At 45.3% G+C, this 22,790-nt stretch carries 24 protein-coding genes and 1 pseudogene; 11 read left to right on the forward strand and 14 right to left on the reverse strand.

Features of this window, described 5'->3' with window-relative positions; genetic code table 11:
- Positions 1–402: 402 nt before the first annotated feature.
- The 6 genes and pseudogenes from R7127_RS00435 to R7127_RS00460 form a co-directional block, all read right to left on the reverse strand.
- A complete protein-coding gene (locus R7127_RS00435) occupies positions 403–2,811 on the reverse strand; it encodes a TOTE conflict system archaeo-eukaryotic primase domain-containing protein (RefSeq protein WP_203344850.1) in 2,409 nt (802 codons plus the stop codon).
- A 25-nt stretch (positions 2,812–2,836) separates the two neighbouring features.
- Positions 2,837–3,208, reverse strand: coding sequence for a helix-turn-helix domain-containing protein (locus tag R7127_RS00440; protein WP_000354815.1), 372 nt, complete (start codon positions 3,206–3,208; stop codon positions 2,837–2,839).
- A 31-nt stretch (positions 3,209–3,239) separates the two neighbouring features.
- Positions 3,240–3,542: a type II toxin-antitoxin system HigB family toxin gene (locus tag R7127_RS00445; protein WP_203344851.1), complete on the reverse strand. Its 303-nt coding sequence runs from the start codon at positions 3,540–3,542 to the stop codon at positions 3,240–3,242.
- 195 nt (positions 3,543–3,737) lie between these two features.
- Positions 3,738–4,075, reverse strand: a pseudogene (locus R7127_RS00450) (hypothetical protein).
- 1 nt (position 4,076) lies between these two features.
- Positions 4,077–5,327, reverse strand: coding sequence for a tyrosine-type recombinase/integrase (locus tag R7127_RS00455; protein ID WP_203344852.1), 1,251 nt, complete (start codon positions 5,325–5,327; stop codon positions 4,077–4,079).
- A 315-nt stretch (positions 5,328–5,642) separates the two neighbouring features.
- Positions 5,643–6,509, reverse strand: a complete 867-nt coding sequence (locus R7127_RS00460) for a YicC/YloC family endoribonuclease (RefSeq protein WP_020335715.1) — start codon at positions 6,507–6,509, stop codon at positions 5,643–5,645.
- Positions 6,510–6,708: 199 nt separating this feature from the next.
- On the opposite strand from R7127_RS00460, the gene rph reads away from it, so the two are divergent.
- Positions 6,709–7,425 (forward strand): ribonuclease PH, encoded by a 717-nt coding sequence (gene rph, locus R7127_RS00465; protein ID WP_025533765.1) that lies wholly within the window; start codon positions 6,709–6,711, stop codon positions 7,423–7,425.
- Between the two features lie 110 nt (positions 7,426–7,535).
- A complete protein-coding gene (gene pyrE, locus R7127_RS00470; RefSeq protein ID WP_025533766.1) occupies positions 7,536–8,177 on the forward strand; it encodes an orotate phosphoribosyltransferase in 642 nt (213 codons plus the stop codon).
- A gap of 73 nt (positions 8,178–8,250) precedes the next feature.
- On the opposite strand, the gene R7127_RS00475 is transcribed toward pyrE, so the two are convergent.
- From R7127_RS00475 to coaBC, 3 genes are all read right to left on the reverse strand, one after another.
- Positions 8,251–9,201, reverse strand: a complete 951-nt coding sequence (locus R7127_RS00475; protein ID WP_025533189.1) for a Kdo(2)-lipid IV(A) acyltransferase — start codon at positions 9,199–9,201, stop codon at positions 8,251–8,253.
- Between the two features lie 5 nt (positions 9,202–9,206).
- A complete protein-coding gene (gene slmA / locus R7127_RS00480) occupies positions 9,207–9,797 on the reverse strand; it encodes a nucleoid occlusion factor SlmA (RefSeq protein WP_014230582.1) in 591 nt (196 codons plus the stop codon).
- A gap of 160 nt (positions 9,798–9,957) precedes the next feature.
- The gene (coaBC, locus tag R7127_RS00485) at positions 9,958–11,157 is read right to left on the reverse strand and encodes a bifunctional phosphopantothenoylcysteine decarboxylase/phosphopantothenate--cysteine ligase CoaBC (RefSeq protein ID WP_025533188.1); all 1,200 of its coding nucleotides are present in this window, start codon (positions 11,155–11,157) and stop codon (positions 9,958–9,960) included.
- A 319-nt stretch (positions 11,158–11,476) separates the two neighbouring features.
- Here coaBC and R7127_RS00490 point away from each other — a divergent pair, with 319 nt between their 5' ends.
- From R7127_RS00490 to mutM, 6 genes are all read left to right on the forward strand, one after another.
- Positions 11,477–13,150, forward strand: a complete 1,674-nt coding sequence (locus R7127_RS00490; protein ID WP_025533187.1) for a methyl-accepting chemotaxis protein — start codon at positions 11,477–11,479, stop codon at positions 13,148–13,150.
- A gap of 113 nt (positions 13,151–13,263) precedes the next feature.
- Entirely contained in the window at positions 13,264–13,938 is a 675-nt protein-coding gene (radC, locus tag R7127_RS00495) for a RadC family protein (protein ID WP_025533186.1), read from the forward strand.
- Between the two features lie 304 nt (positions 13,939–14,242).
- Positions 14,243–14,479, forward strand: a complete 237-nt coding sequence (gene rpmB / locus R7127_RS00500; protein WP_005384783.1) for a 50S ribosomal protein L28 — start codon at positions 14,243–14,245, stop codon at positions 14,477–14,479.
- 13 nt (positions 14,480–14,492) lie between these two features.
- A complete protein-coding gene (gene rpmG, locus R7127_RS00505; RefSeq protein ID WP_004410866.1) occupies positions 14,493–14,663 on the forward strand; it encodes a 50S ribosomal protein L33 in 171 nt (56 codons plus the stop codon).
- Positions 14,664–14,849: 186 nt separating this feature from the next.
- Positions 14,850–15,326 (forward strand): hypothetical protein, encoded by a 477-nt coding sequence (locus R7127_RS00510; RefSeq protein ID WP_025533185.1) that lies wholly within the window; start codon positions 14,850–14,852, stop codon positions 15,324–15,326.
- A 95-nt stretch (positions 15,327–15,421) separates the two neighbouring features.
- Positions 15,422–16,231 carry a bifunctional DNA-formamidopyrimidine glycosylase/DNA-(apurinic or apyrimidinic site) lyase gene (gene mutM, locus R7127_RS00515; protein WP_025533184.1) on the forward strand — a complete coding sequence of 270 codons (810 nt, stop codon included), beginning with the start codon at positions 15,422–15,424 and terminating at the stop codon, positions 16,229–16,231.
- A gap of 18 nt (positions 16,232–16,249) precedes the next feature.
- Here mutM and R7127_RS00520 read toward each other — a convergent pair whose 3' ends face one another.
- The 5 genes from R7127_RS00520 to R7127_RS00540 are packed head-to-tail and all read right to left on the reverse strand — an operon-like array spanning position 16,250 to position 20,552.
- On the reverse strand, positions 16,250–17,173 hold the full coding sequence (locus R7127_RS00520; RefSeq protein WP_318142746.1) for a glycosyl transferase family 90: 924 nt from the start codon (positions 17,171–17,173) through the stop codon (positions 16,250–16,252).
- The gene (gene coaD / locus R7127_RS00525; protein WP_025533183.1) at positions 17,170–17,649 is read right to left on the reverse strand and encodes a pantetheine-phosphate adenylyltransferase; all 480 of its coding nucleotides are present in this window, start codon (positions 17,647–17,649) and stop codon (positions 17,170–17,172) included. The genes R7127_RS00520 and coaD overlap by 4 nt, the downstream gene beginning before the upstream one ends.
- Positions 17,646–18,677, reverse strand: coding sequence for a glycosyltransferase family 4 protein (locus R7127_RS00530; RefSeq protein WP_318142747.1), 1,032 nt, complete (start codon positions 18,675–18,677; stop codon positions 17,646–17,648). Before R7127_RS00530 ends, coaD begins: the two co-directional genes overlap by 4 nt.
- 1 nt (position 18,678) lies before the next feature.
- Complete coding sequence (locus tag R7127_RS00535; protein ID WP_025533181.1) at positions 18,679–19,461, reverse strand: glycosyltransferase family 2 protein; 783 nt, start codon at positions 19,459–19,461, stop codon at positions 18,679–18,681.
- A 35-nt stretch (positions 19,462–19,496) separates the two neighbouring features.
- Positions 19,497–20,552 carry a glycosyltransferase family 9 protein gene (locus tag R7127_RS00540; protein WP_025533180.1) on the reverse strand — a complete coding sequence of 352 codons (1,056 nt, stop codon included), beginning with the start codon at positions 20,550–20,552 and terminating at the stop codon, positions 19,497–19,499.
- 107 nt (positions 20,553–20,659) lie between these two features.
- On the opposite strand from R7127_RS00540, the gene R7127_RS00545 reads away from it, so the two are divergent.
- Genes R7127_RS00545 through R7127_RS00555 form a run of 3 tightly spaced genes read left to right on the forward strand, consistent with a single transcriptional unit; the run spans position 20,660 to position 22,783 of the window.
- Positions 20,660–21,067: a diacylglycerol kinase gene (locus R7127_RS00545; protein ID WP_025533179.1), complete on the forward strand. Its 408-nt coding sequence runs from the start codon at positions 20,660–20,662 to the stop codon at positions 21,065–21,067.
- An 11-nt stretch (positions 21,068–21,078) separates the two neighbouring features.
- On the forward strand, positions 21,079–21,810 hold the full coding sequence (locus tag R7127_RS00550) for a 3-deoxy-D-manno-octulosonic acid kinase (RefSeq protein ID WP_025533178.1): 732 nt from the start codon (positions 21,079–21,081) through the stop codon (positions 21,808–21,810).
- Between the two features lie 10 nt (positions 21,811–21,820).
- Entirely contained in the window at positions 21,821–22,783 is a 963-nt protein-coding gene (locus tag R7127_RS00555) for a polysaccharide pyruvyl transferase family protein (RefSeq protein WP_025533177.1), read from the forward strand.
- Positions 22,784–22,790 lie beyond the last annotated feature (7 nt).

Consider the following 22,790-nt stretch of genomic DNA (forward strand, 5'->3'; position numbering starts at 1 on the left):
GAATTAGATGAAAGAAATGGCCATCAAACTAACCAGTCAAATCGGTTTTTTATGATGACCCGTGCGCGGCTAACTGTTTGATATACATAGTCCAATACAGCGCTGTTTGGCTGCGTTCGCCAAGTGCAAAAAAATCGAGACGCCAAACGATCGTTTGCATTCTGGGTTAGAAAAAACAAACAGTTTGTACTTTGGATTCGAGGTTGGTTTAGGGTGCAAAAAGTGCCAAACCTTGCTTTGTGCCAGTACCGGCAAGGCTTAGCAGCGTTGGATTTTAATTGAGACGCCAAACAGTAAATGGGCTGATTTCCCTGTTTGGCGTTTCGATCCAAAAGCCAAACGGATAGTGGTTTTGGCGTATGGGGGAAAGGCATGGGGAAGTGTTTAATGAAGTGCTGCTGTTTATTTTGGCTTGGTATTTGATGAAGGGACGTTTTCTAACTTCAGTGAAGGTTGCTTGTCACTGTTACCATCAATGTACTCAAGGGCGTACCCCATTGCCTTGTAGCTTTTCTCGCGTTTTTTAAACATGCGTTGCAGCATAGGGAGGGCGCAGTCTACATAGTCGTGAATGGTGACTTGTGTTTTTCCTTCCGATTCACGATGAATACGACCGGCATATTGGGCCAATGTACCTTTCCATGCGATTGGCATGGCCAAAAACAACGTATCCAGTCTTGGTAGGTCAAACCCTTCACCCACATATTTTCCTGTTGCGACGACAACTTGAGCCGATTGCAGATGATTGTCAGCATTCTTGCGTTCGGCAGCTTTCATGGCGCCTTTGAGTACGACAGTGCTTATACCCATCTCGGTAAGTCGTGAGTGTACGTACTCTGCGTGCTCTCTGCGCTCTGTAAGGACTAGCGGGTGTCCGCCATTTTGAACACACTGAGAGGCGTCTGAGACAATTTTTGAAGTGCGCTGTTGGTTATCGACGAGCCAGCGGTAGGCATCGCTTATTTTTGGGCGCACATCTGTTTTTATTAGCTCAGTTGGCGGTATATCGTAGAGCTGATGAATCATCACGGTTTGAGTAAATTGCTCATCAGGACTTTGTTTCACTTTATAGCGAATGGGCCCTGCCGCCATAAAAATGATCTTCTGATGGCCATCTTGTCGCTCTGGCGTTGCTGTTAGGCCCAATACATATTTTGCTCTTACCTCGTTGAGTACCATTTCAAACCTTGGCGCAGACAGATGGTGGCATTCATCAACAATAATGTGGCCGTAGTCTTGGATGAGAGGCGTGATGGAGTTGTCTTTTTTATTAACCAAGCTTTGGTAGGTGGCAATGTCGATAATGCCACTCGGCTTTCTTTTACCCCCGCCTATACTGCCAATGTTTACGTCGGGTAGGAACGTGCGTAATCGCTCTTGCCACTGTTCAAGCAGTTGTCGGCTATGAACCAGTATTAGGGTATTTACTTTGCGTTTTACGATCATGCCGATGGCAGTAACCGTTTTTCCAAATGCGGTCGGCGCATGCAAAATACCGAAGTCATGTTTAGATATTGCGGCCACTGCGTCACGCTGGTTCTTTCGCAAAGTGAACTCAGGGGTAAGTTTTAATAATGGTTTGCCGGTTTCACGCTTATCGTCAAACAGTGGCGAAATACTGTGCTCTTGTAGCAAAGCAATCGCGTCATCGAGACAGCCACGCGGTAGTGCAAGATAACCGTTTTCAATACGGGCACAGGAAATAAACCTTGGAATGCCATGGGTTGAAAAGCGTAACGCTTGTGTTTTAAAAAACACAGGATTAGAAAAACTCGCTAATCGCTTGAGTCCTGCCAGTAGTGGCCCAGGTAACTCGCTCATCAAAAAGTAGATATGGTTGGCCAAGGTAATGGTCACGGTTTTCGGCAAAGACTCTAATTTTATTGGTGCGGCTTTGGCTGTGATTTCCCAAGGAGGGCGGTTGTCTATTAGACCTTGTTCGGACAGTAATAGGGTATTGGGTGAAATGGTTGTTATGAGTTGAACAATACTCGATTGCGTGAGCGTTTTAAGCTCAGCAAGGTACTGCCATTGATCGTCAATCGCATTCAGGTCATTGTCAACAAAGCAGCTACGGCCTGAAAGGCGAGCCTCCTTTTGAAGTGGTAGCGCAATGAGATTGCCAAACCCTCCTTCAGGAAGGACATCTTGGTTAGGAAATAGCCTGTCATAGGAGTCAAACGATAGATTTGGAAATATTTCCATGGCCTTATCAAGCAAAGCGAAACCAAGTGCCCGAGCTTGGTTAGCTGGGATGTTGGTGTCAAAAAAGATCCATAAGTGCGCTCCGTTGCCAGAACGCGAGATTTCTATCGCGTGTGGAATATCAAACGCTTGGCACGCTTTAGACATTGCTTTGACTTCTTCTTGCCAACAGCCTTTGTCAAAATCTGCTGCCAACAAATAGCATGAGTTATCTTTCAGTAAGGGATACAGACCAACCACTTGATGACCGGCAAGGTGCCTGTAAATAAAGTGCTCGTTTAGTTCGCTAAACTTTCGGTGTGAACAGTCTTGGCATTTAATACGGGGTTTGTTGCATATCCTGCTTACCCATTCATTATCACAGGCTACGGAATAGCCACTGCGGCCCTGTTGGTTTTGCCAACGATTGGCGAAGATATCCTTTCGTCCACGAAATCGTTGTCTGAATAGGGCGACCTTTTGTTCTGGCGTGAATGTCTGTACTGAACGCTCGTTTTGAGCGCTACGCAAAGCCTCTCTTAATGCGAGAAGCCGCTGCTTTTCGTTTTCAAGCTCAGCTAGCCTGTTATCAATAGCAGAAATGTTTGGGTAGCGAGCGTCATTCATGACAACATAATTTTTATGTGCAGCGCTATGAAGCGCGAACTTGCGGCGGTTTGATCAGCGACTCTGCTGGAATACCTAGCCCTTCATGAAGTTTCCAAATCATTTTTAGCGTGAGTGATCGCTTATGGTTTAGGATTTCATAAACACGATTGCTTTTACCTATCATGGGTTCAAGATCTTTAACCGTTAAGCCTTTGCGCTCCATCTCAAACTTTATTGCCTCAACAGGGTCTGGCAAATCCATTGGGAAATGCTTTGCTTCGTAGGCTTCAACTAACGTAACCAAAATGTCCAGCTTTTCGCCTTCGACGGTATCAGGCTCCGCCATCATTAGGTTTTCGATGTCGTTTAATGCCGCGCGGTAGTCGGCATCTGTTTTAATAGGTCTGATGTCCATTATATTTACCTCTTGTTACTACCTTTTGGCTTCAAATCGTTTGCACATCAATTTTATAGTATTGCGCATGGCTGCCGATAAACCGTATGTAAACCACTTTGTAGGCATAATTGATCCAAACAACTAACCGGTATTTATTACCGGCAATGTTAAACACGACACGCCCATCTTTGAGGATGCTGGCATTTCTAAAATCCTGTTTCACATCCGCCGGTGATCCCCAATTAGCGTTTAATACATGCCTATACCACGCTAAAGTTGGCTCTTTAGCGTCAATGTATTCTGGGCTGTCTTCCCAAAATGTTTTTAAGGTTGATAGTGCGATAATTCTCATAAATAGATGGTAGTCCCATATTGGGACTTTTGCAAGTTTGGTATTTTTGATGTGGTTAGGAGTTTTTACCGCATCCCCAATTGCCCCATTCCTTGGGGCAGTTTAATTTCCTCTTATTCACCCTCTAAAGCTCGGCATATCAAGTGTTGCCCCATTGTCCCAACTGCCCACGGTAAGTGAGCAAATGGGGGCTTGTTAGTTTCGCCTGATAGGCCTTTTCGGCATGCGGCTGCGTTTGCCATCGAAGAAGGCCAAGACTCTGAACCAATAGAGTGATTCTCCATACCCCAAGCTGTGCGTTGGACGTGGAGGCGGGATGAGCCCCAGTTTGCGTCCTAAACTGACAATCACGTAGAACATGAGTTTTAGCATTAGCCAAGGAGCGAGTACCACGAATACCATCAGGCAATGCCGAGTAAGTGCGTAGCCTATACCATGAGACTGTTCGAGTAGGGCAATGCCAATACACCAGCCAAGCCCTGCCAGCACGGCTATTGGAAAGGTAATGGGGCGAGTCGCATCATAAATTGCATGTTAATGCCCTCCTGCGTGCTGTTGCGAATGTGGCTCAAAGTTCACTAGCGGTTCAACCACATCAGCCACGGTTTGATGGGCAATACGGCGCTCTTCAAAGTAATCGTGGCGGTCGTAGATACCCTCAACGCCTTTTAGCTTATGGTTAAGACAGCGTTCGGCCACATTGCCTGCAATGCCCAAAGAGGCGGCAAGGCTGCGAAAGGTGCGGCGCAGATCGTGTACGGTGAAGTGTTCAAGTTTGCCCATTTTATTGGGAGGCTGTTTTTTGCGCCCTGGCTCGCGACCAAAGAGTTTAGAAATGGCGCGGTTCAGCGTATCTGGCCCCATATGTGGACGATGGCTTGCTCGTCTGGCTGGGAAAACATAAGGCGAGCCACAAGCGCGGATTTGCAGCTCGTTAAACCAGGCAATGGCTTGGCGCGGTAAGGGAATGCTTATCGGCACGCCAGTTTTGCTGCGTTCCTTGGGTAGGTCCCATACGCCCGTGGTTAAATCCATTTCACGCCACATGGCTTCGCACAGTTCGCTTTTACGCACGCCCAACACCAAAAACAGGCAGCAAGCGAGGTAGTTATCGCGGCCAAAGCTATTGATATGGGTATGAAACACGCTAAAGGCGTAGTGAATTTCCTCTTTGCTGAGCATCCTGTCTTTACTGGACTCCACGCCACCGGCATCGTCCACGGTAAACGCTGCGGCGGGGTTATTCAGCGTTAAATCGAGTTTAATCGCATGTCGAAACAACTGCTTCATGTACATCAAGGTGTCGTTGGCAATGGTAGGGCGGTTACTTTCTCGAATGCGTTCTAATACTTCGCGCACGTCTCGTGCGGTCACCTCAGCAATACACTTAATGCCAATGACAGGGCTTATGTCTTTGGTGTAAACCCGATACGGAATCTTGGGATGCTTTAGTCGTCTACTCAGATCGGTTCGATACCAGTCATGGAACAGTTGATCCACGGTTTCAATGTCAGGTAACTCGATTTTCTGTTTTTCTAGAAGAGGATCTATGCCGTCACGTACTTCCTTTCGAAAGTATGCGGCGGCAATTCTGGCGTCTGCCAACGACATTAAAGGAAATTGCCCCAAGGTTGCTTCTCGTCTTGCTTTGGCTGTGGTGTAGCGAATCATCCAATAAGGCGAGCCTTGTTTGCGGACGCAAAAGTATAGACCTTCACCATCTGAATATTTTTTTGGGTCGGCTTTGCTGTATGCAATAACCTGTTTTGCTGTGAGTTTTCCCATGTTTACTCCATAGTTGCTGAAATAATGGAGGGGGCAATAATGGCTGCCCACCACCGATTTGCTTATTGAATCAGCAGCTAACCTGTTGTGGTGGCGAGTTAAATGCGAAAATTGGGTAACTTACTGCCCACCAATTTGCTCACCGCAAAATGCTTATTGAGCAAAAATGAGGGGACTGCCCACCATTCTGCCCACCACTAAACAGGCAGTTGGTAACGGACGTCTGCAAACCGATTTGGGCGGGGGAAATAAAAAAGCCCTGTATTTACAAGCAAATAACAGGGCTTTTAAGACATTCTTGGACGGGTGAAAAAACTATTCGATATTTTGGATCTGTTCGCGCATCTGTTCAATCAGAACTTTTAGCTCGACGCCAGACGCCGTAATGTCCGTGCTGATTGATTTGGACGCTAGTGTGTTCGATTCACGATTGAACTCTTGCATCATGAAATCCAGACGACGACCGACAGCGCCACCTTTTTTCAGAATGTTAGTCGTTTCTTTTACGTGAGAGTCGAGACGATCCAGCTCTTCTGCGACGTCAGATTTTTGCGCCAAAAGGATAAGCTCTTGCTCCACGCGAGAAGCATCCAGTTCCACTTTGGCATCTTCAAATTTAGAGAACAGACGCTCACGTTGCCACTCCAGGATTTCTGGCATGCGTGCGCGAACTTTTACTACTTCTGCAGTAATGGCATCTAGGCGTTGTTCGATAAGCGCTTTCATGTTGTCGCCTTCACGGCCACGAGCATCAATAAACTCACTCAAAGCTTCATCAAAAGCACTCAGTAAAACCTTGTTTACTTCATCCATGTCTTGCTCTGGCGTTTCCATCACACCTGGCCATTGCATGACTTGGAATGGGTTGATGCGGCTTAGTTCGCCCGTCATATGCATCACTTGCTCTGCCGCTTTAATCACTTGGTTTGCCAGAGTTTCATTGATGCTAAGTTCTCCTTTCGCTGCTGGGTTCGCTTCAAAACGAAGGTTACACTCAACTTTACCGCGAGCCAGGCGCTTACGAAAACGCTCGCGTAGCAAGGGTTCTAGTGCTCGGAATTGTTCTGGCATGCGGAAGTAAGTTTCCAGGTAGCGCTGGTTTACACTGCGGATTTCCCATACCGCCGAACCCCAATCGCCTTTCACTTCTTTGCGCGCATACGCTGTCATACTGTAAATCATCGAATTTTCCTGTCTTCAATTTTTTGAAAATTACCTAGAGAGTGTATCACGGAGTGAGAATAGGTGCGCGGGATGTAGCGCGATGTACTAGGGAAATGTGCATCGATTGCATGACTTGTGACCTAGGAATCCGGAATCGATTCCGCTATAATCCTCGCCCAACCAAATCGTCTTCTCCTCATATTTAAGGTAGATGCCCATGCGTCCAAACGATCGCAAGGCGGACCAAGTTCGCCCAATCAAAATTACTCGAAACTACACCGCTTATGCTGAAGGCTCAGTGTTAGTGGAGTTCGGTAATACCAAAGTGTTGTGTAATGCGACCGTCGAAGAATCTGTACCACGCTGGCTAAAAGGCCAAGGTAAAGGCTGGGTAACTGCAGAATACGGCATGCTGCCACGTGCAACACACTCTCGTACTCGTCGCGAAGCGGCAAACGGTAAGCAGGGTGGCCGCACTATGGAAATCCAACGCCTTATCGCGCGCAGTCTACGTGCTGTTGTCGATTTAAAAGCGATGGGCGAGTTTATGATCACCGTTGACTGTGACGTAATTCAAGCGGATGGCGGCACAAGAACTGCCTCAATCAGTGGCGCAAGCGTTGCGATGGCAGATGCGTTCCAGCACCTAATTGAGAGCGGCAAGCTAAAAGCAAACCCAATGAAAGGCCACGTAGCGGCGGTTTCTGTTGGTTTGCTAGGTGATGAAGTACTGTGTGACCTTGAATATGTTGAAGATTCAGCCGCTGATACTGACATGAACGTGGTCATGACAGAAGAAGGCAAGATGATCGAAATCCAGGGCACTGCAGAAGGCGAACCGTTTAGTCACGAGCAGCTGATGGCACTGCTGGAGTCGGCGAAAATCGGCATCAGCGAAATCGTCACGGCGCAGAAGGCGGCGTTAGAAAATTAATTTTTAAAAGTAGCTTCCCCGCAAAGGAAGCTATTTTTTTGCGTATTTATAGGGCTTTTGTCCTAGAACTTTAATACTGATATCCACACACTGAAAATTGAGAGAAATCCATGAAAGCATACCAGCGTGAATTTATTGAGTTTGCACTTGAGAAAGAAGTTCTTAAGTTTGGTGAGTTTACTTTGAAATCAGGCCGTAAGAGCCCTTACTTCTTTAACGCTGGTCTTTTCAATACAGGTCGCGACCTTGCTCGTCTTGGTCGTTTCTACGCAGCAGCATTGGCAGACTCAGGTATCGAGTTCGATGTGTTATTTGGCCCTGCATACAAAGGTATCCCTATCGCGACGACAACAGCAGTAGCACTTGCGGACCACCATGATATCGACACGCCTTACTGCTTTAACCGTAAAGAAGCGAAAGACCACGGTGAAGGTGGCAACCTGGTCGGTTCGGATCTTGAAGGTCGCATTATGCTGGTTGATGATGTGATCACAGCAGGTACCGCAATTCGTGAATCGATGGAAATCATTAAGGCGAACGGTGCTGACTTAGCTGGCGTGTTGGTGGCTATCGACCGTCAAGAAAAAGGCAAAGGCGAGCTGTCTGCGATTCAGGAAGTTGAGCGCGACTTCGGCTGTGCGGTGATCTCTATCGTGAGTTTGGGTGACCTAGTGACTTACCTTGAAGAGAAAGGCAACGCTGCAGAGCACCTAGATGCTGTAAAAGCATACCGCGCGGAATACGGCATTTAATCTATTCTGAAGCTTTAAAACGTAAAAAAGGGGCTGGTGGATATCCATCAGCCCCTTTTTATTTTGTTACCACTTATCTGTAGCGAATGCCTTTTGGCACGTTTTCATCCTGCATGGTTTTGTAGCGCTTATGCAGCCACATCCATTGTTCAGGAGCGCGTAAGATGACTTCTTCCACGTATTTATTCATGTACGCTGCGGCGGCAACTTCGTCTTTTTGCGGGTAATCGGCTTCAATGCATTTATCTGCAATGATTTCATATTTGCCCTGCTCATTACGGAAGCCTGAACCCGGAACAATGGCACACTTCGATGTATAAGCCAGAATGCTCGTACCTGTGGTGGTACAAGCATCTTCTACTGCGAAGAATGGCACATACACCGATTTGTTGCGTCCGTAATCGTGGTCAGGTAGATAGAACAGACGTTCACCACTCCGCAGCACGCGAATCATCTTTTTCACGTCTTTACGGTCAATCAGTTTGTTGCCGTTATGAGTACGGCCCCAGTACTGGATAAAGTTATAAGCTGGATTATCGTGTGGACGAAATGCGCCGTAGCCAGCTAACCCCATAACCGCAAAAGCACGTGCGGTAATTTCAAGGTTCAATGCATGCACACAGCAGAGTAGGACGCCTTTTCTTTCTTGCGCCTTTTCTTTCAGAGCACCAACATCTTTTTCCACTAGCAGCGTTTTAAAGCGCCAAGTTGGCCAGAACCAGGTAATGCCGGTTTCGATCAGTGCCATGCCGGTGTTTTTGAAGTTTTCGGTAACGATACGATCGATGTCTTCTTGAGACTTGTCCGGAAAAGCCAACTCAAGGTTACGCTTTGCGACGTGTACTCGTTTTTTACCATAACGCATACCGAGCTTACCCACGGATTGGCCCAACGAAAGAAGCAGGCGGTAAGGAAGAATATTCACGATGATCGCCAGTAGTCCAAACCCTATCCATACGCCCCAGTTGCGTGGATGGAGAAGGGAAAGAGAAAACTCTGGCTGCATTTGTTTGTCTTTACTCATAATCTCTACTTAATTTGTGCGCTGAGCAATGCCCAATATTCATCAAAGTTGGCAGTAGGTTGATATTTGAAGTCACTACGAACAAAGCGGTTCAGGCTTCCTTCAACTTGGCCCAAGATCTGTGCCGCAAGAATGCGTTCTTCTACAGGGAAAGATTTCCCTTCACGAAGTTTACGTTCACGTAGGATCTGACGCAGCTGCGTTTCAATTCGTTCGAATAGCTGATTGATGCGCTCACGCAGGCGTTCATTCTCAAACATTAGAGCATGACCTGACAGAATGCGTGTCAGCCCCGGGTTACGCTCCGAAAAGACCAGAATCAGATGCATCACCATGCGGATACGCTCTAAGGTATCTTTTTCGTCGTCAAGAATACGGTTAATACGAGTCATTAATGCTTCTTCAATGAATTCGATCAAACCTTCGAACATACGCGCTTTACTTGGGAAATGGCGGTAGAGCGCCGCTTCTGAAACGCCAACTTGTTTCGCCAGTTTTGCCGTAGTAATACGTGAAGCGCCTTCTGTAGATTCAAGCATCTGTGCCAACGCTTGCAAGATCTCTTCACGACGATTGGATTTTTTACTGCCGGCCATTAGTTATTTCCTTTCAAAATACAAAGTTGAGCGGAGGGGATTATAAGACGCTAAGTCGGATCAAACTAGACTACTGAGGGTGGATTGGGAGTTACAACACCCTCAATTGTCATGTTTGTACTAAATTTTCGCCAGTTTATTATCAAAAAATGAGCACTCGTTACATTAATGTGTGCATTTTTTCGAGGATTTTAAAACTCAGTGCCTCTTTAGATTCTAAAGCGAGTACGAGTTCGCCTTCTGGCCAGAAAAGTGTTATCGCGTTGTTATTGCTGTTGAAACCTTGCCCTTCAACCGATACGTCATTTGCACATATCATATTAAGGTTTTTCTTCACTAACTTACCGCGAGCATAAGTTTCGACATCGTTAGTTTCAGCGGCGAAGCCGACGGTAAATGGGCGTTTGTCTGTCATTGCTGCAACCGACGCAACAATATCAGGATTTTTGACCATTTTGATGACCATCTGGTCGTTGTCTTCGGTCTTTTTCAATTTTTGAGACGCGATGTCTTCAGGTCGATAATCGGCTACTGCAGCGCAGCTGATAAATGCATCATGGCTGGTGGCATGCGCCATTACAGCATCAAACATGTTTTGAGCGCTTGATACGTTAATGCGCTCAACGCCTGTAGGTGTATTTAAACTTACAGGACCACTTATTAGCGTAACCTTAGCCCCCAATTGCGCTGCTGCATTCGCCAGTGCAAAGCCCATTTTGCCAGAACTGTGGTTGCTGATGTAACGCACGGGATCGATCGCTTCGCGAGTTGGACCGGCGGTGATCAGTACTGATTTTCCTTCGAGCACTTTAGACTGAAAAAACTGCTCACACATATGCACCAGTTGCATTGGCTCTAACATACGGCCAGGTCCGACATCACCACATGCTTGTTCGCCAGCGCCTGGCCCCCAAATGTGCATGCCCCGACGAGCCAAGGTGGCGATGTTCTCTTGTGTGGCCACATTACTATACATCTGTTGGTTCATTGCCGGAGACACCGCAACTGGTGAATCAGTGGCTAACACTAGAGTTGTCAACAGGTCATTTCCCATCCCTGCCGACAGTCGAGCAATCAAATCAGCCGTTGCTGGCGCGAGCAAGACTAAATCGGCCCATTTTGCCAATTCAATGTGCCCCATCGACGCTTCAGCGGCGGGATCAAATAGGCTGTCAGAGACTGGGTGGCCAGAGACCGCTTGCATGGTGAGTGGAGTAATAAACTCCTGAGCCGCCTTGGTCATCACGACGCGCACTTGTGCGCCTCTCTCTATTAAACGACGAGTTAGCTCCGCACATTTATACGCGGCAATACCGCCACTGATGCCGAGTAGAATTTTCTTTCCTGCTAGTGTTTGCATGTGAGATCTCCAATTTTTCTGGCGACGAGTTTAGCACAACTCAAACTTCTGCCACCCCAAATAACCTTAAGAAGCGGTTTTAGCTCGTGCTGAAAACACCGTCGCAACCACCATTCCTATATCGAATTACTTGGCAATAGCGCTCAGTTACCACGCTCTGAACTCTTAATTTGAAGTCATTTGGAGTATTTCTCACCAGAAACTAATCGAAATCAAACTCGGAATAGTATTCGGTTGAGCAGCCATAAAAATTCCGCATACTTCCCGGCAAATTTGAACCTAGTTTGAATGATTGAAAAGAAAAATAAGGTCATAGTTCATGATATTAAAAAGTCGAAATAAATTGTTGCTGATCACTTTAATTCCCTTACTGTTGATCACTACTTTGATATCGGTGGTGTATTACATCAATAGTAGTAACAGTCTAGAAGAGGAGTTGGTTCGCGATAGGCATGAGTTGTTCGAGACTCGCAAGAAAGAGCTGGCTGCTCACATGATGATGGCGGTAACCGCGATTAAGCCGCTTTATGATGCTGACGTAAACGGCAGCAATAAAGAGGCCGCGAAAGAAATTTTAAGGGCGATGCGCTTTGAAAGTGATGGTTACTTCTTTGCTTACGATTCCAAAGGCGTGAATACGTTGCATGCCATCAAGCCATCACTAGAAGGTAAAAACCTGTACAACCTAAAAGATGAAAATGGTGTGGCTGTGATTGCGGGCTTAATTGATTCGTCAAAAAGAGGCGATGGTTTTTTGTCTTTCTCTTGGCATAAACCAACCATCGACGCACAAGCACCCAAGCTAGGTTACGCAGAGTATTTGTCGAAATGGGATTGGGTTCTCGGTACTGGCATTTACATTGATGATATTGACCATCAGGTTGCCAAGCAGCGTGAGCTACGTATCCAGGAGCTGAATCAAAACACTTTATTTGCCGTGATGATCTCGGTCATTGGCCTCATTTTTACCAGTATCCTAACTAGCATCGTAGTCTCCAAAGGCATCAAGCCTTTACAACATGTGGCCCATTCTCTTAAAGATGTGGCTGCTGGCGGTGGTGATTTAACCGCTCGGTTAAAAGTAGAGAGTAAAGATGAAGTAGGAGAATTGGCTGCAGCATTCAATGAGTTCATGGATAAGCTGCATCCGTTAATGACAGACATTCACCGTTCTGCATCGACTGTACAGAGTGTTTCTAAAGAGCTGAATGACAAAACCATCACAGCGAGTGACCAGATGCAAAGCCATTGTCTGGAAACCGATAAGGTGGTGACAGCGGTAACACAAATGAGTATGACCGCAAAAGAAGTCGCCAGTAATACCAGTGCAACGGCAGAGGCAATAGAAGATGCGAACAGCCAAGTGACGGAAGCTCAGCGTGAAGTAGAGCAGGCGATTGATGGCATCACTGATTTAGTTGCGGAAATTAACAGCACATCGGATGCTATTTTGGCGCTGAGCCAGCAGACAGATCAAATCACTAAAGTATTGGATGTGATTGGAGAGATTGCTGAGCAAACAAACTTACTGGCGTTGAACGCTGCGATCGAAGCAGCGCGGGCGGGAGAGCAAGGGAGAGGTTTCGCTGTGGTGGCCGATGAAGTTCGCTCGCTTGCCAGCCGCACTCAAAACAGCACCCATGAAATTGGAGACATGTTGAAACAGTTGAGAAGCGGCGTTTCACGTGCTGTAACCACCATGTCTGCAAGCCAAGAACGCGGAGTGAAAACGGCAGAAGAATCAGCGCTTATCCAGCAGTCTCTATCGAGTGTTCATCAATCCATTGGCACCATCAGGGATATGGGAATTCAGACTGCGTCGGCAGCCGAAGAACAGAGCGCCGTCTCTGAAGACATCAATCATAACTTGGTCGCGATTCAACAAATCGTAAATAGCATTACTGACACCTTGCAACACGCGGAGACGATCAGTACTAAGCTGTCGCAATCCGGAACCGAGATTAACGATCTGGTTGGTAATTTTAAACTTTGATGAACCACTAAATTACACAGAAAATCAGAACGGAACTAAAAAAGCGAAAGTCATGCTCGACTTTCGCTTTTTGTTTTGTGGAATAGGGGCTCATACCTATAAAGAGACAGTCGATGATACTCAAATCCTTACCGAATGAGTCGATGCCTCGGGAGAAGTTGCTCCTGAGAGGGCCACAAGCGTTAAGCGATGCTGAATTACTCGCTATATTTCTGCGTACAGGCACGCAAGGCATGAATGTGATTGAGTTAGCGGATTTCCTCATTCAGGATTTTGGCTCGCTCAGGCAGCTGTTTTCGGCGTCAGAGAAAGATTTCTGCCAACATAAAGGTTTAGGGCAAGCTAAATATGTTCAACTACAAGCCGTGCTTGAGATGACTCAGCGTTATTTAGCGGAAACTTTAAAGCGTGGTGATGCCTTAACCAGTCCGGAGCAAACGAAACTGTATCTCTCTTCCATTTTAAGAGATCGGCAAAGAGAGGCTTTTTACATTCTTTTTCTCGATAACCAGCACCGTGTTATAAAAGATGAAATCTTATTCGAAGGAACGTTGGATGCGGCGTCGGTTTATCCACGAGAAGTGGTGAAGCGAGCCTTACATCATAACGCCGCAGCCTTGATTCTCGCACACAATCATCCGTCTGGTGTGGCGGAGCCGAGCCAGTCTGACAGAAGAATTACTCGCCGTTTAATCGACGCTTTAGCACTGGTAGATATTCGCATTTTGGACCATTTCGTCATCGGCGATGGAGAAAGTGTCTCTTTTGCTGGAAGAGGATGGATATAACTGTGCGTTTTTTAGGTTGTTAGTTGCAAAAAATCTGCTATCATCCACGCCACTAAATTTTAAACTGAATTCAGCTTGGACTGCTAGAAAAAACCTGCTGTCTAAAAAAAGATCACGAAAACCTGTAAAAAGGATCTGTTCGGGTCTTGAGCAATGCATGTCAAGTTAGTATAATGCGCGACCTTTGATAGCCTTGTATGGATTTTCCATAGCGGTTCTTAACCTCTAAACTTCTTTTTGAGAGATAGAGAGGTTCGGCCACCAAGGTTGATATCGAGCTGAAACGATTTTGGAGAAGACATTCATGTCACGAGTATGCCAAGTAACTGGTAAGCGTCCAGTAACGGGTAACAACCGTTCACACGCACGAAATGCTACTAAGCGTCGTTTTCTGCCGAACCTACAAACTCATCGTTTCTGGGTAGAGAGCGAAAAACGTTTTGTTAAACTACGTCTATCTGCTAAAGGTATGCGCATCATCGACAAGAAAGGTATTGATACTGTTCTTGCAGACATGCGTGCACGTGGCGAAAACGTTTAAGAGGAAATAAGCAATGGCAAAGAAAGGCGTTCGTGAGAAAATCCGTCTAGTATCTTCTGCAGGTACAGGCCACTTCTACACAACTGATAAGAACAAGCGTAACATGCCAGGCAAATTTGAGATCAAGAAATTTGATCCAGTTGTACGCCAGCACGTTATGTACAAAGAAGCAAAAATCAAATAATTGGTTTCTGACTCTTTTACGTATTGAAAAACCCAGCTTTCGAGTTGGGTTTTTTATTGCCTCCAGTTCCTCGAATTCATCCTCACTATTCTTCTTCATTGCTTTTCTGCATCTGTTTACAGATTTTCTAGTCAATATTTACCTGCTTTGCTAATTTACTGTGGCTTACAGAAATTAGGAGTGATTATGCGCGTTAGTCCGGCTCGTCGCCGCCGATGGAACAATATCCTTATCCTAGGTGTTATCGCTTTTATCGTGATCTTAAATGCGCCGATGTGGATCAAAACCTACTTATTATCAGAAGAGGTGGATCCATATCCTAATTTACTACGATCTGATCACTACGTCCGTGCGATTTACTATAGTGGTTGGGAATTAGAACTTAAGAACGGCGAGTGGCAGGCCAATATTAAAGTGAGTATTCCCTCTGAAGAGCTGGTGGCTCGCTGGCAGTCTTTAGAGGGCACGGAGCTTACTGAGCAGCAATATGAGACGTTGAAACATCAACTTAAGGCGCCAGAGTCGATCGAAGTATGGTACCAGGATCTTGATGAACCACAGCGTATCACCTTCTACCGCTTAAGCGATTTTTGGCTGTTTAAGAACTGGCAAGATAAATGGATTGCGATTTCAGTGGATGATGGTTACCTCCTTCCTAAGTAATATGACTGCTTGAATCATCCCTGTATTTATCCACGTGTTTTCGATTATGCTAGCCGAGCAGATTAATAAGAATAGACAATTGAACGGAGCCAACAATGCCTGAATTACCTGAAGTCGAAGTCAGCCGTATGGGAATCACGCCGCATATGCTTGATCAAACGATCCAGGCGTTTGTGTTTCGTACCCCCAAACTACGCTGGGATATCCCCCAGGAACTGAAACAGCTTGAAGGGCAAGTGATTCGTGCAATCCGGCGCCGTGCCAAGTACCTGTTGATTGAGACTGATAAGGGAACCGCGATTGTTCATCTGGGTATGTCAGGCTCGCTACGTGTGCTTGATGCCGATTTTCCACCGGCTAAACATGATCATGTGGATCTGAAGCTGACTAATGGCAAAGTACTGCGCTACAACGACCCGCGTCGATTTGGAGCGTGGTTATGGTGCGCGCCGGGTGAGTCTCACTCCGTACTTGATCATATGGGACCAGAGCCGTTAACTGACGAATTCAATGCTGAATATGTGGCAGAAAAAGCGCAAGGCAGGCGTGTTGCTGTAAAGCAGTTCATTATGGACAACAAAGTTGTTGTCGGCGTTGGCAATATCTACGCGAATGAATCCCTGTTTAAATCTCGGATTCATCCAACCAGACCTGCAGGTAAAGTGGCAGCAGAAGAGTGGAAGTCACTGGTTACCAACATCAAAGCCACGCTAGAAATCGCAATAAATCAAGGTGGTACCACACTCAAGGATTTTGCACAGGCAGATGGCAAGCCTGGATATTTTGCCCAGGAACTGTTGGTTTATGGTAAAGCGGGTGAACCTTGCACTGAATGTGGAGAGCCGCTTAAAGAGCAAAAAATTGGTCAGCGTAATACGTTCTTCTGTGATGAGTGTCAGAAGTGAAATATGGAGCAGGGCAAATTATATTTGCCCTGATTTTTCAAAGTACTTCTTTGCCACTAATAGAGAGATTAATTTTTCTCGTTGAGGTTTTTTAAACTGTTCCACCCATTCGTGTGCATTTTGGATGATGGTCTCCGCCTCTTCAGGATGAACGATGTAATACTCCATTTTCTCTATCAAATCAGAGTAATCAGCTTTCACCTCTACATAGTGAATACCTGCTTGCAAGCGACCTTCCATAAACCAAGTTTCATATCTAGGCTTAGACATGATCACCAGCGAGTTTGATGACATCGCCCATTTGAGGTTAGTTGCAACGTCATTGCCTTCAATAGCCAGCACAAACTTACATTTCAACTGATCTTGGATTGAAAGAAAACCTTTCTCGCTTGGATGCCCTTCGATGGGAGCCGTGCGACCGATATCACATTTAGGATGATCATAAAATTGCTCAATCACTACTTTACGATGCGGTTTTTCCCCCAAGCCTCTCCATACAGCGATATCTTTTTTTTGTCTAAAAGAGAGCTTGTCGTCTATAAAATAGAAATGGCGAATCTCATTCAGCTTTAGTAATACCGAGTTTTCATTCCCCTCACCAATCGGTCGGCTTTTAAGAAAGCATGGATATTCTGGGACATAACGAATATCACCGTTCAAAAACTGGAAAAAGTATTGAGCTGGAAAGGACTTAACCACTTTGTGTAGGTCGAAGTAGTATGTTGTACCGCCTGTCTTTTTGTATTCGCCAACACGTGTCGACTCGTTTTCAGGAAGTTCAAATGACTCGTTAACCTTGTTGTAGTAGTCAACTCGCTCTTGGATATAGGAATCCATCGGGTATTTATCGATAAGATGACGAGCTGACTTACTTCTAATAGCGTTAGGAACTAAGACTTGCAGACCATTTGCAGCGTAATACTTAAATTTCCTGAAACTCATTGTGCTACCTTTTTATTGATAGCGGTATAAACACATTCAGGTACAAACTGTTTTACGTCTCCACCATGAATAGCAACCTCACGAACAATGGTGGAAGAGAGAAAAGCATATTCATCGGCTGGGGTAAGGAACACGCTTTCCATTCCCGGTAGCAGCTTGCGGTACATGCTGGTAAGGCCGAACTCGTATTCAAAGTCTACCGTTGTTCTCAGGCCGCGTACCAATACGTTTGCTTCTTGTTCTCTGGCAAAATCAACAAGTAGACCACTAAAACCGGCTGTCGATACATTACTTAAATGTGCTGTTGATTCTTCAACCAGTTTTACGCGTTCTTCTAGGCTAAAAAGCGTATTTTTAGAAGGGCTTGCCGCGACACCAATAACAATTTGATCAAACATGTCTGCGGCACGAGCAATGATATCAAGGTGACCATTTGTGATTGGATCGAAAGTACCTGGGTATATGACTTTTTTCATCGTAAAACTGTCTCGTAAATGTCTACGTATTGATTAGCAGTGTAGTTGATATCAAACAATTTCAATTTCTCTTGCCCCTGAGCGATGAAGTGTTGCTTCAATTCATCATCTTGGGCTATTTTCACTATTGCATCTGCCAATTCTTGTGAATTACCTGGCTCAACCAGTAATCCATTTGAGTTGTGGTCGATGATGTCAGGAATGCCTCCTGCGTTGGTACCAATAACAGGTAAACCAGAGCCCATACCTTCCAAAATGACAGAGCCCAGCCCTTCGGTATACGATGGGTGTACTTGTAAGTCTGCCGCCGCAAACCAATCACCCATGTTGTTCTGTTTACCTTCAAAGCTAATGTTAGCTAGACCTTCTGCTTGTGCTTCAAGCGCTTGTCGCTCTGGACCATCGCCCAATAAACAGATGTGAACAGAGGGCGCAATGTCTTTTAGTAGCCTTGCCGCTTCGATAGTGACATTAAAACCTTTATGCTTGAGCATGTTAGCGGCATGAATCACCAAAAACTTGTTGGCAAAGCGCTCTCTTATGGTTTGTACAGCTTGTTCATCTACAGGATATACCACTGGAGAGCTTGGTATTTTGTAAGTGGTAGACGTTGGGTAGGCGTCTTTGACTCTCTGAACAATGGCTGTGCTCAAGCCAACCACTGCACTTGCTTTAGAGTAGGCTAAATTTGCTAACCACTTTTTCTTCAAAGGGTTATCGATACGACGCGTGATGATATAGGGCTTACCATAAAGCATGTGCTGAATGAGAGCCCAATAAATAGCGCGCCCTTCATGAACATGAATAAGTGAACAATTTTGGGTTACAGATCTAGAGTGTGCCTTGGTAAAGTGAGTCGCCAGCACTAGCTTAACGTTCAGTTTACGGATGGCATCGGCAAAAGGGCTTTTAGGATTAGCGACTACCGTAAGGTTATAACCCAATTTGACTTGCTGTTGGATGAGTTGGAGGGTTTGGTTTTCTCCTCCATGGTAGCCAGAAGCCAAATTCACATGGCAAATATTCATACTATTGCTCTTTTTTGTGTTTTTTCACGTAGTCACGCAGCCACAGATCGGCATAACGGGTAAAAGTGGTATTTGCGCTTAACACCGCTAGCAAAAAGCCGTGTCGTCCATCTAAGAAACCGCGCTTGATGATATACATCTTAAAGAATCGGAAAAAACCGTGCGTAAATGCACTAAATAGAGAAGCGGTTTTCTTTCCTTCTCGCTGGTCTGCCCAAGACTGCATATACAGTTGAGTTTTTCGTGTGTATTCACCCAGTCTTTCATAGGTAAAGTGCTTGAGGCGTCCGTTCAATGACACGATGTTAAATCCATCTGGAATCACCACGCTTTCGTGCACCAATGCATCATTGTATTGAGTTTGTGAAGTTTTATACAAACGGACTACCCAGTCAGGAGACCAGCCCGAGTGACGAATTTCTTTGGCAAAGGCAGTGGTTAGACGATTAACTTGGTAGACGTTTTTGTCTTTGTGCTGACTGATAGCATTCAGTATGTCTTGACGCAGTTCGTCAGTTACGCGCTCATCAGCATCTAACCAAAGAACGAAATCGGACTCGATATAAGTTTGTGCAAGTTGGCGCTGTTGTCCAAACCCTGGCCAATCTAAGTTGGTATAAAACTTATTTGTGTAATGCCTTGCGATGGATTCAGTACTATCAGTACTACCAGAATCTAGGATGACAATCTCATCGACCCAATCTTTTACTGTGTCTAGACAAGCTTTTAAATGCTTCTCTTCATTTTTTACGATTAAGGCAACGGCTAAAGTTGGCTTGGACAAGGTGACTTCCTTCTTTACAAATCAATACCGTAAGTTTACTGATATTGCGGGTACAAATCTTCTACGACGTGATCGAACATGCTTATCACTTGATCGCTTGTGATGCGATTCATTGCAGTTTCATCTTTTGCACGAGTTCGCCAGCTAAGTTGTTGGCTGGTTTTTCCAGTTTCAGCCAAGATGACTTCTTCATAAACTGATACTACATATTGTAAGTAGCGGTAAGGGCCCACGCGAACTGGGTTATGGTGTGCATACAAACCAATAATCGGAGTGTTCATCGCATTTGCCATATGTGCCGGCCCAGTATCTGGAGCGATGACCATTTCTACATTATCAATCAAAGCAAGCATTTGTAGAATAGAACTTTGGCCCACTAAATTCAGGCATGGTTCTTCCAAGCGAGACTGTATGCTCTCGGCGAGGTCCAACTCTACTTGTGCAGGGCTACCAGCAAGAATGACATTCCATCCTTTCGCTCTCGCGTGCTCAATAACATCAACGTACCCTTCAGCGTTCCAGTTTTTATAAGCTTTACTGGCTCCAGGTACGAGTAATAGGTTTGGTTTGTCACCAGAAATATGAGCCTCTGCCCACTCTCTATCCTGCTCTGAGTAAGTAAGTGTCCAATCTAGCTCTGTGTTGGGAACCCCAATTTGATGGGCAAAAGCCATTAAACCATCCGCGACATGCAGAGATTGTGGCGAAGGTACTTTGACATTGGTAAACAGTGTCTGAAAATCCTGACTTCTGTCAGAAGAAAATCCCAGCCTATATTTTGCCTTAATACCTAATGTTGCTACGCTAGCTCGAATAGCATATTGCATGTGCAAAAGGGCATCAAACTCGCGGCCTTTTAACTGTTTCCAAAGAGCTTTATAGCCTTCTAAGCCTGCTTTTTTATCGAATACGATGACTTCGACACCATCAATAGCCGCTAACAATTGAGACTCTAGTTTGCCGGTAATCCAGGTGATTTGAGTGCTTGGCCATTGTTTTTGAATTGCTTGTACGGTAGCGATGGTATTACAAACGTCTCCAATAGCGGATAAACGCAAGATGCATAATGATGATGGGGCAGAAGTGAACATAATTATTGTCTGATTAGCGAAATAGAGGCAGGTAAATTATGCAGACATCCCCAATAAATGTAAAATACACAGCTCCAATATAACGAAATACCGATAAGTATTCTGCAATGTTAAAGACTACACCAGATCAATCGCAAGAATCAGGGAAGCCAGGTAATACGGGCGTAAAACGCATTATCAAAGCAACAGGTTACTCTATACAGGGATTAAAAGCCGCTTTTAAACATGAAGCCGCGGTTCGGCAAGAGCTCGCTTTGCTGAGTATTGCTGTGATCTTGGCATGCTTGGTTGATGTCGGGATGGTCGAGCGTATCTTATTGATTGGTGTGGTTGTATTAGTACTGATTGTCGAACTTCTGAATTCAGCCATAGAAGCAGTAGTAGACCGCATCGGTGTTGAACGCCATGAGTTAAGTGGTCGCGCTAAAGATATAGGGTCCGCAGCCGTTATGGTTGCGTTAACATTTGCTGGCTTTACCTGGCTTTATATATTGACCAGTCGTTACTTGGGCTAGAGATTTAAAACATGATTCAACAGTATCAAGATAACAATCAGGTCATTTGGTTTGATGATGAGTTCATTACAAACCCCAGCCAGTCTATTTTTGACCCAGAATACTGGCAGTCAGTGAATAAGATTGTTGGCAGTGCAACGGGACGCGGTACGACGTGGTTTGTTCAGCTTGATACTATGCAAGCTGCCTTACGTCATTATCGTCGGGGCGGATTGTTCGGAAAATTGGTTAAAGACCAGTATTGGTTTTCTGGCTGGGATAAAACACGCAGTGCTGAAGAGTTTCAGCTTTTACTTACGTTGATAAAAGCAGGTGTTAACGTCCCTCGACCGATCGCGGCACGCGCTGTTAAATCCGGACTCTCATACCAAGCAGATTTGTTAAGTGAGCGAATTCCGAATGCCAGAGATCTGGTGAGCATATTGCAAGAGCGTTCGTTATCGGAAGATATGTATAAAAAAATCGGACAAGAAATTGCCAAAATGCACAATGCGGGCGTTAACCATACCGACTTAAATATCCACAACATATTGATTGATGATAGAGATAAAGTGTGGATTATTGATTTTGATAAGTGCCATTTAGATGCGAGTGAGCAAGTTAAACAGTATAACCTTGAAAGGTTTAAGCGCTCTTTTATTAAAGAATGCAATAAATTGAGTATTCACTGGACGATAAACGATTTTGCAACTGTTCTGAAAGGTTATGAGCTGCAACTACAAATATCAAAGAATAGAAAGTGAGAACAATGCAATGAAAAAAGTCGTATTGCTGAACGATACTACGCCAGACAATCACTATGGATGTACTCGAGTCATCAATAACTTAAATACCTTGATTGCAGAGTCTGGTGGGATAGTGACCCACTCGTTAAAAATTGATCAGAAGATCTTTAACTCAGAGACCAAGCAATACCTACAGCAAGCTGATATTGTCATTATTAATGGAGAAGGAACCTTTCATCACGGTGCACAACGTGCGCATGATATGCTTAAGCTTGTTGCTGATCTTCCCCTGAAAAAGTATTTGGTTAACGCGACTTACGACAGTAACCCTGACATATTTGCAAAATTACTCAAGAACTTCGATGGTGTGGCAGTGCGAGAGACTCGCAGTCAATGCCAGCTTAAGGAACAGGGGATCGATTCTATCGTTATTCCGGACTTGTCCTTGTACAGTGAGTTGTGTACGTCGACGGATAGAAAAGGGTTTCTCTACGGAGACAGTGTTAATTTCCGTTTAGCGTGGAAAATGCACCAGCTATTTCACAATAAAGCCGACTTCAGCGTGAATCGTATCTGTTATACGTCGAATCGCTGGGCGCAAGTCAATCGCTATATTCTCAAAGGTCTGCGTAAGTTTGACTTCACCAAATTCAAGACCAGAAACCTATTTATAGCACGTGAGCAGATGACTCCGGAGCAATATCATCGAGAGATCGCTCATGCCAACGGTATCATCACGGGGCGCTACCACGCGATTTGTTATGCTATCAACAGTTTGACGCCATTTCTCGCCGTCAGCTCTAACAGCCACAAAGTAGAGGGGCTTATGGAGGATATCGGTTTACAAAGACGGATCATCGCCTCGTCGCAGCTTGAAAACTTTGAGGGAATTGAGCCCTTGACGAATGAGGATGTTGTGAAGATTGAAGCCTTCCTCTCAGAAGGACGCAAGAACATGCGTACCTTCTATCACTCGGTGTTTAACGACTAATCATTGA

The organism is Vibrio sp. 1159 (genome assembly GCF_033340395.1).
Taxonomy (GTDB): Bacteria; Pseudomonadota; Gammaproteobacteria; order Enterobacterales; family Vibrionaceae; genus Vibrio; species Vibrio alginolyticus.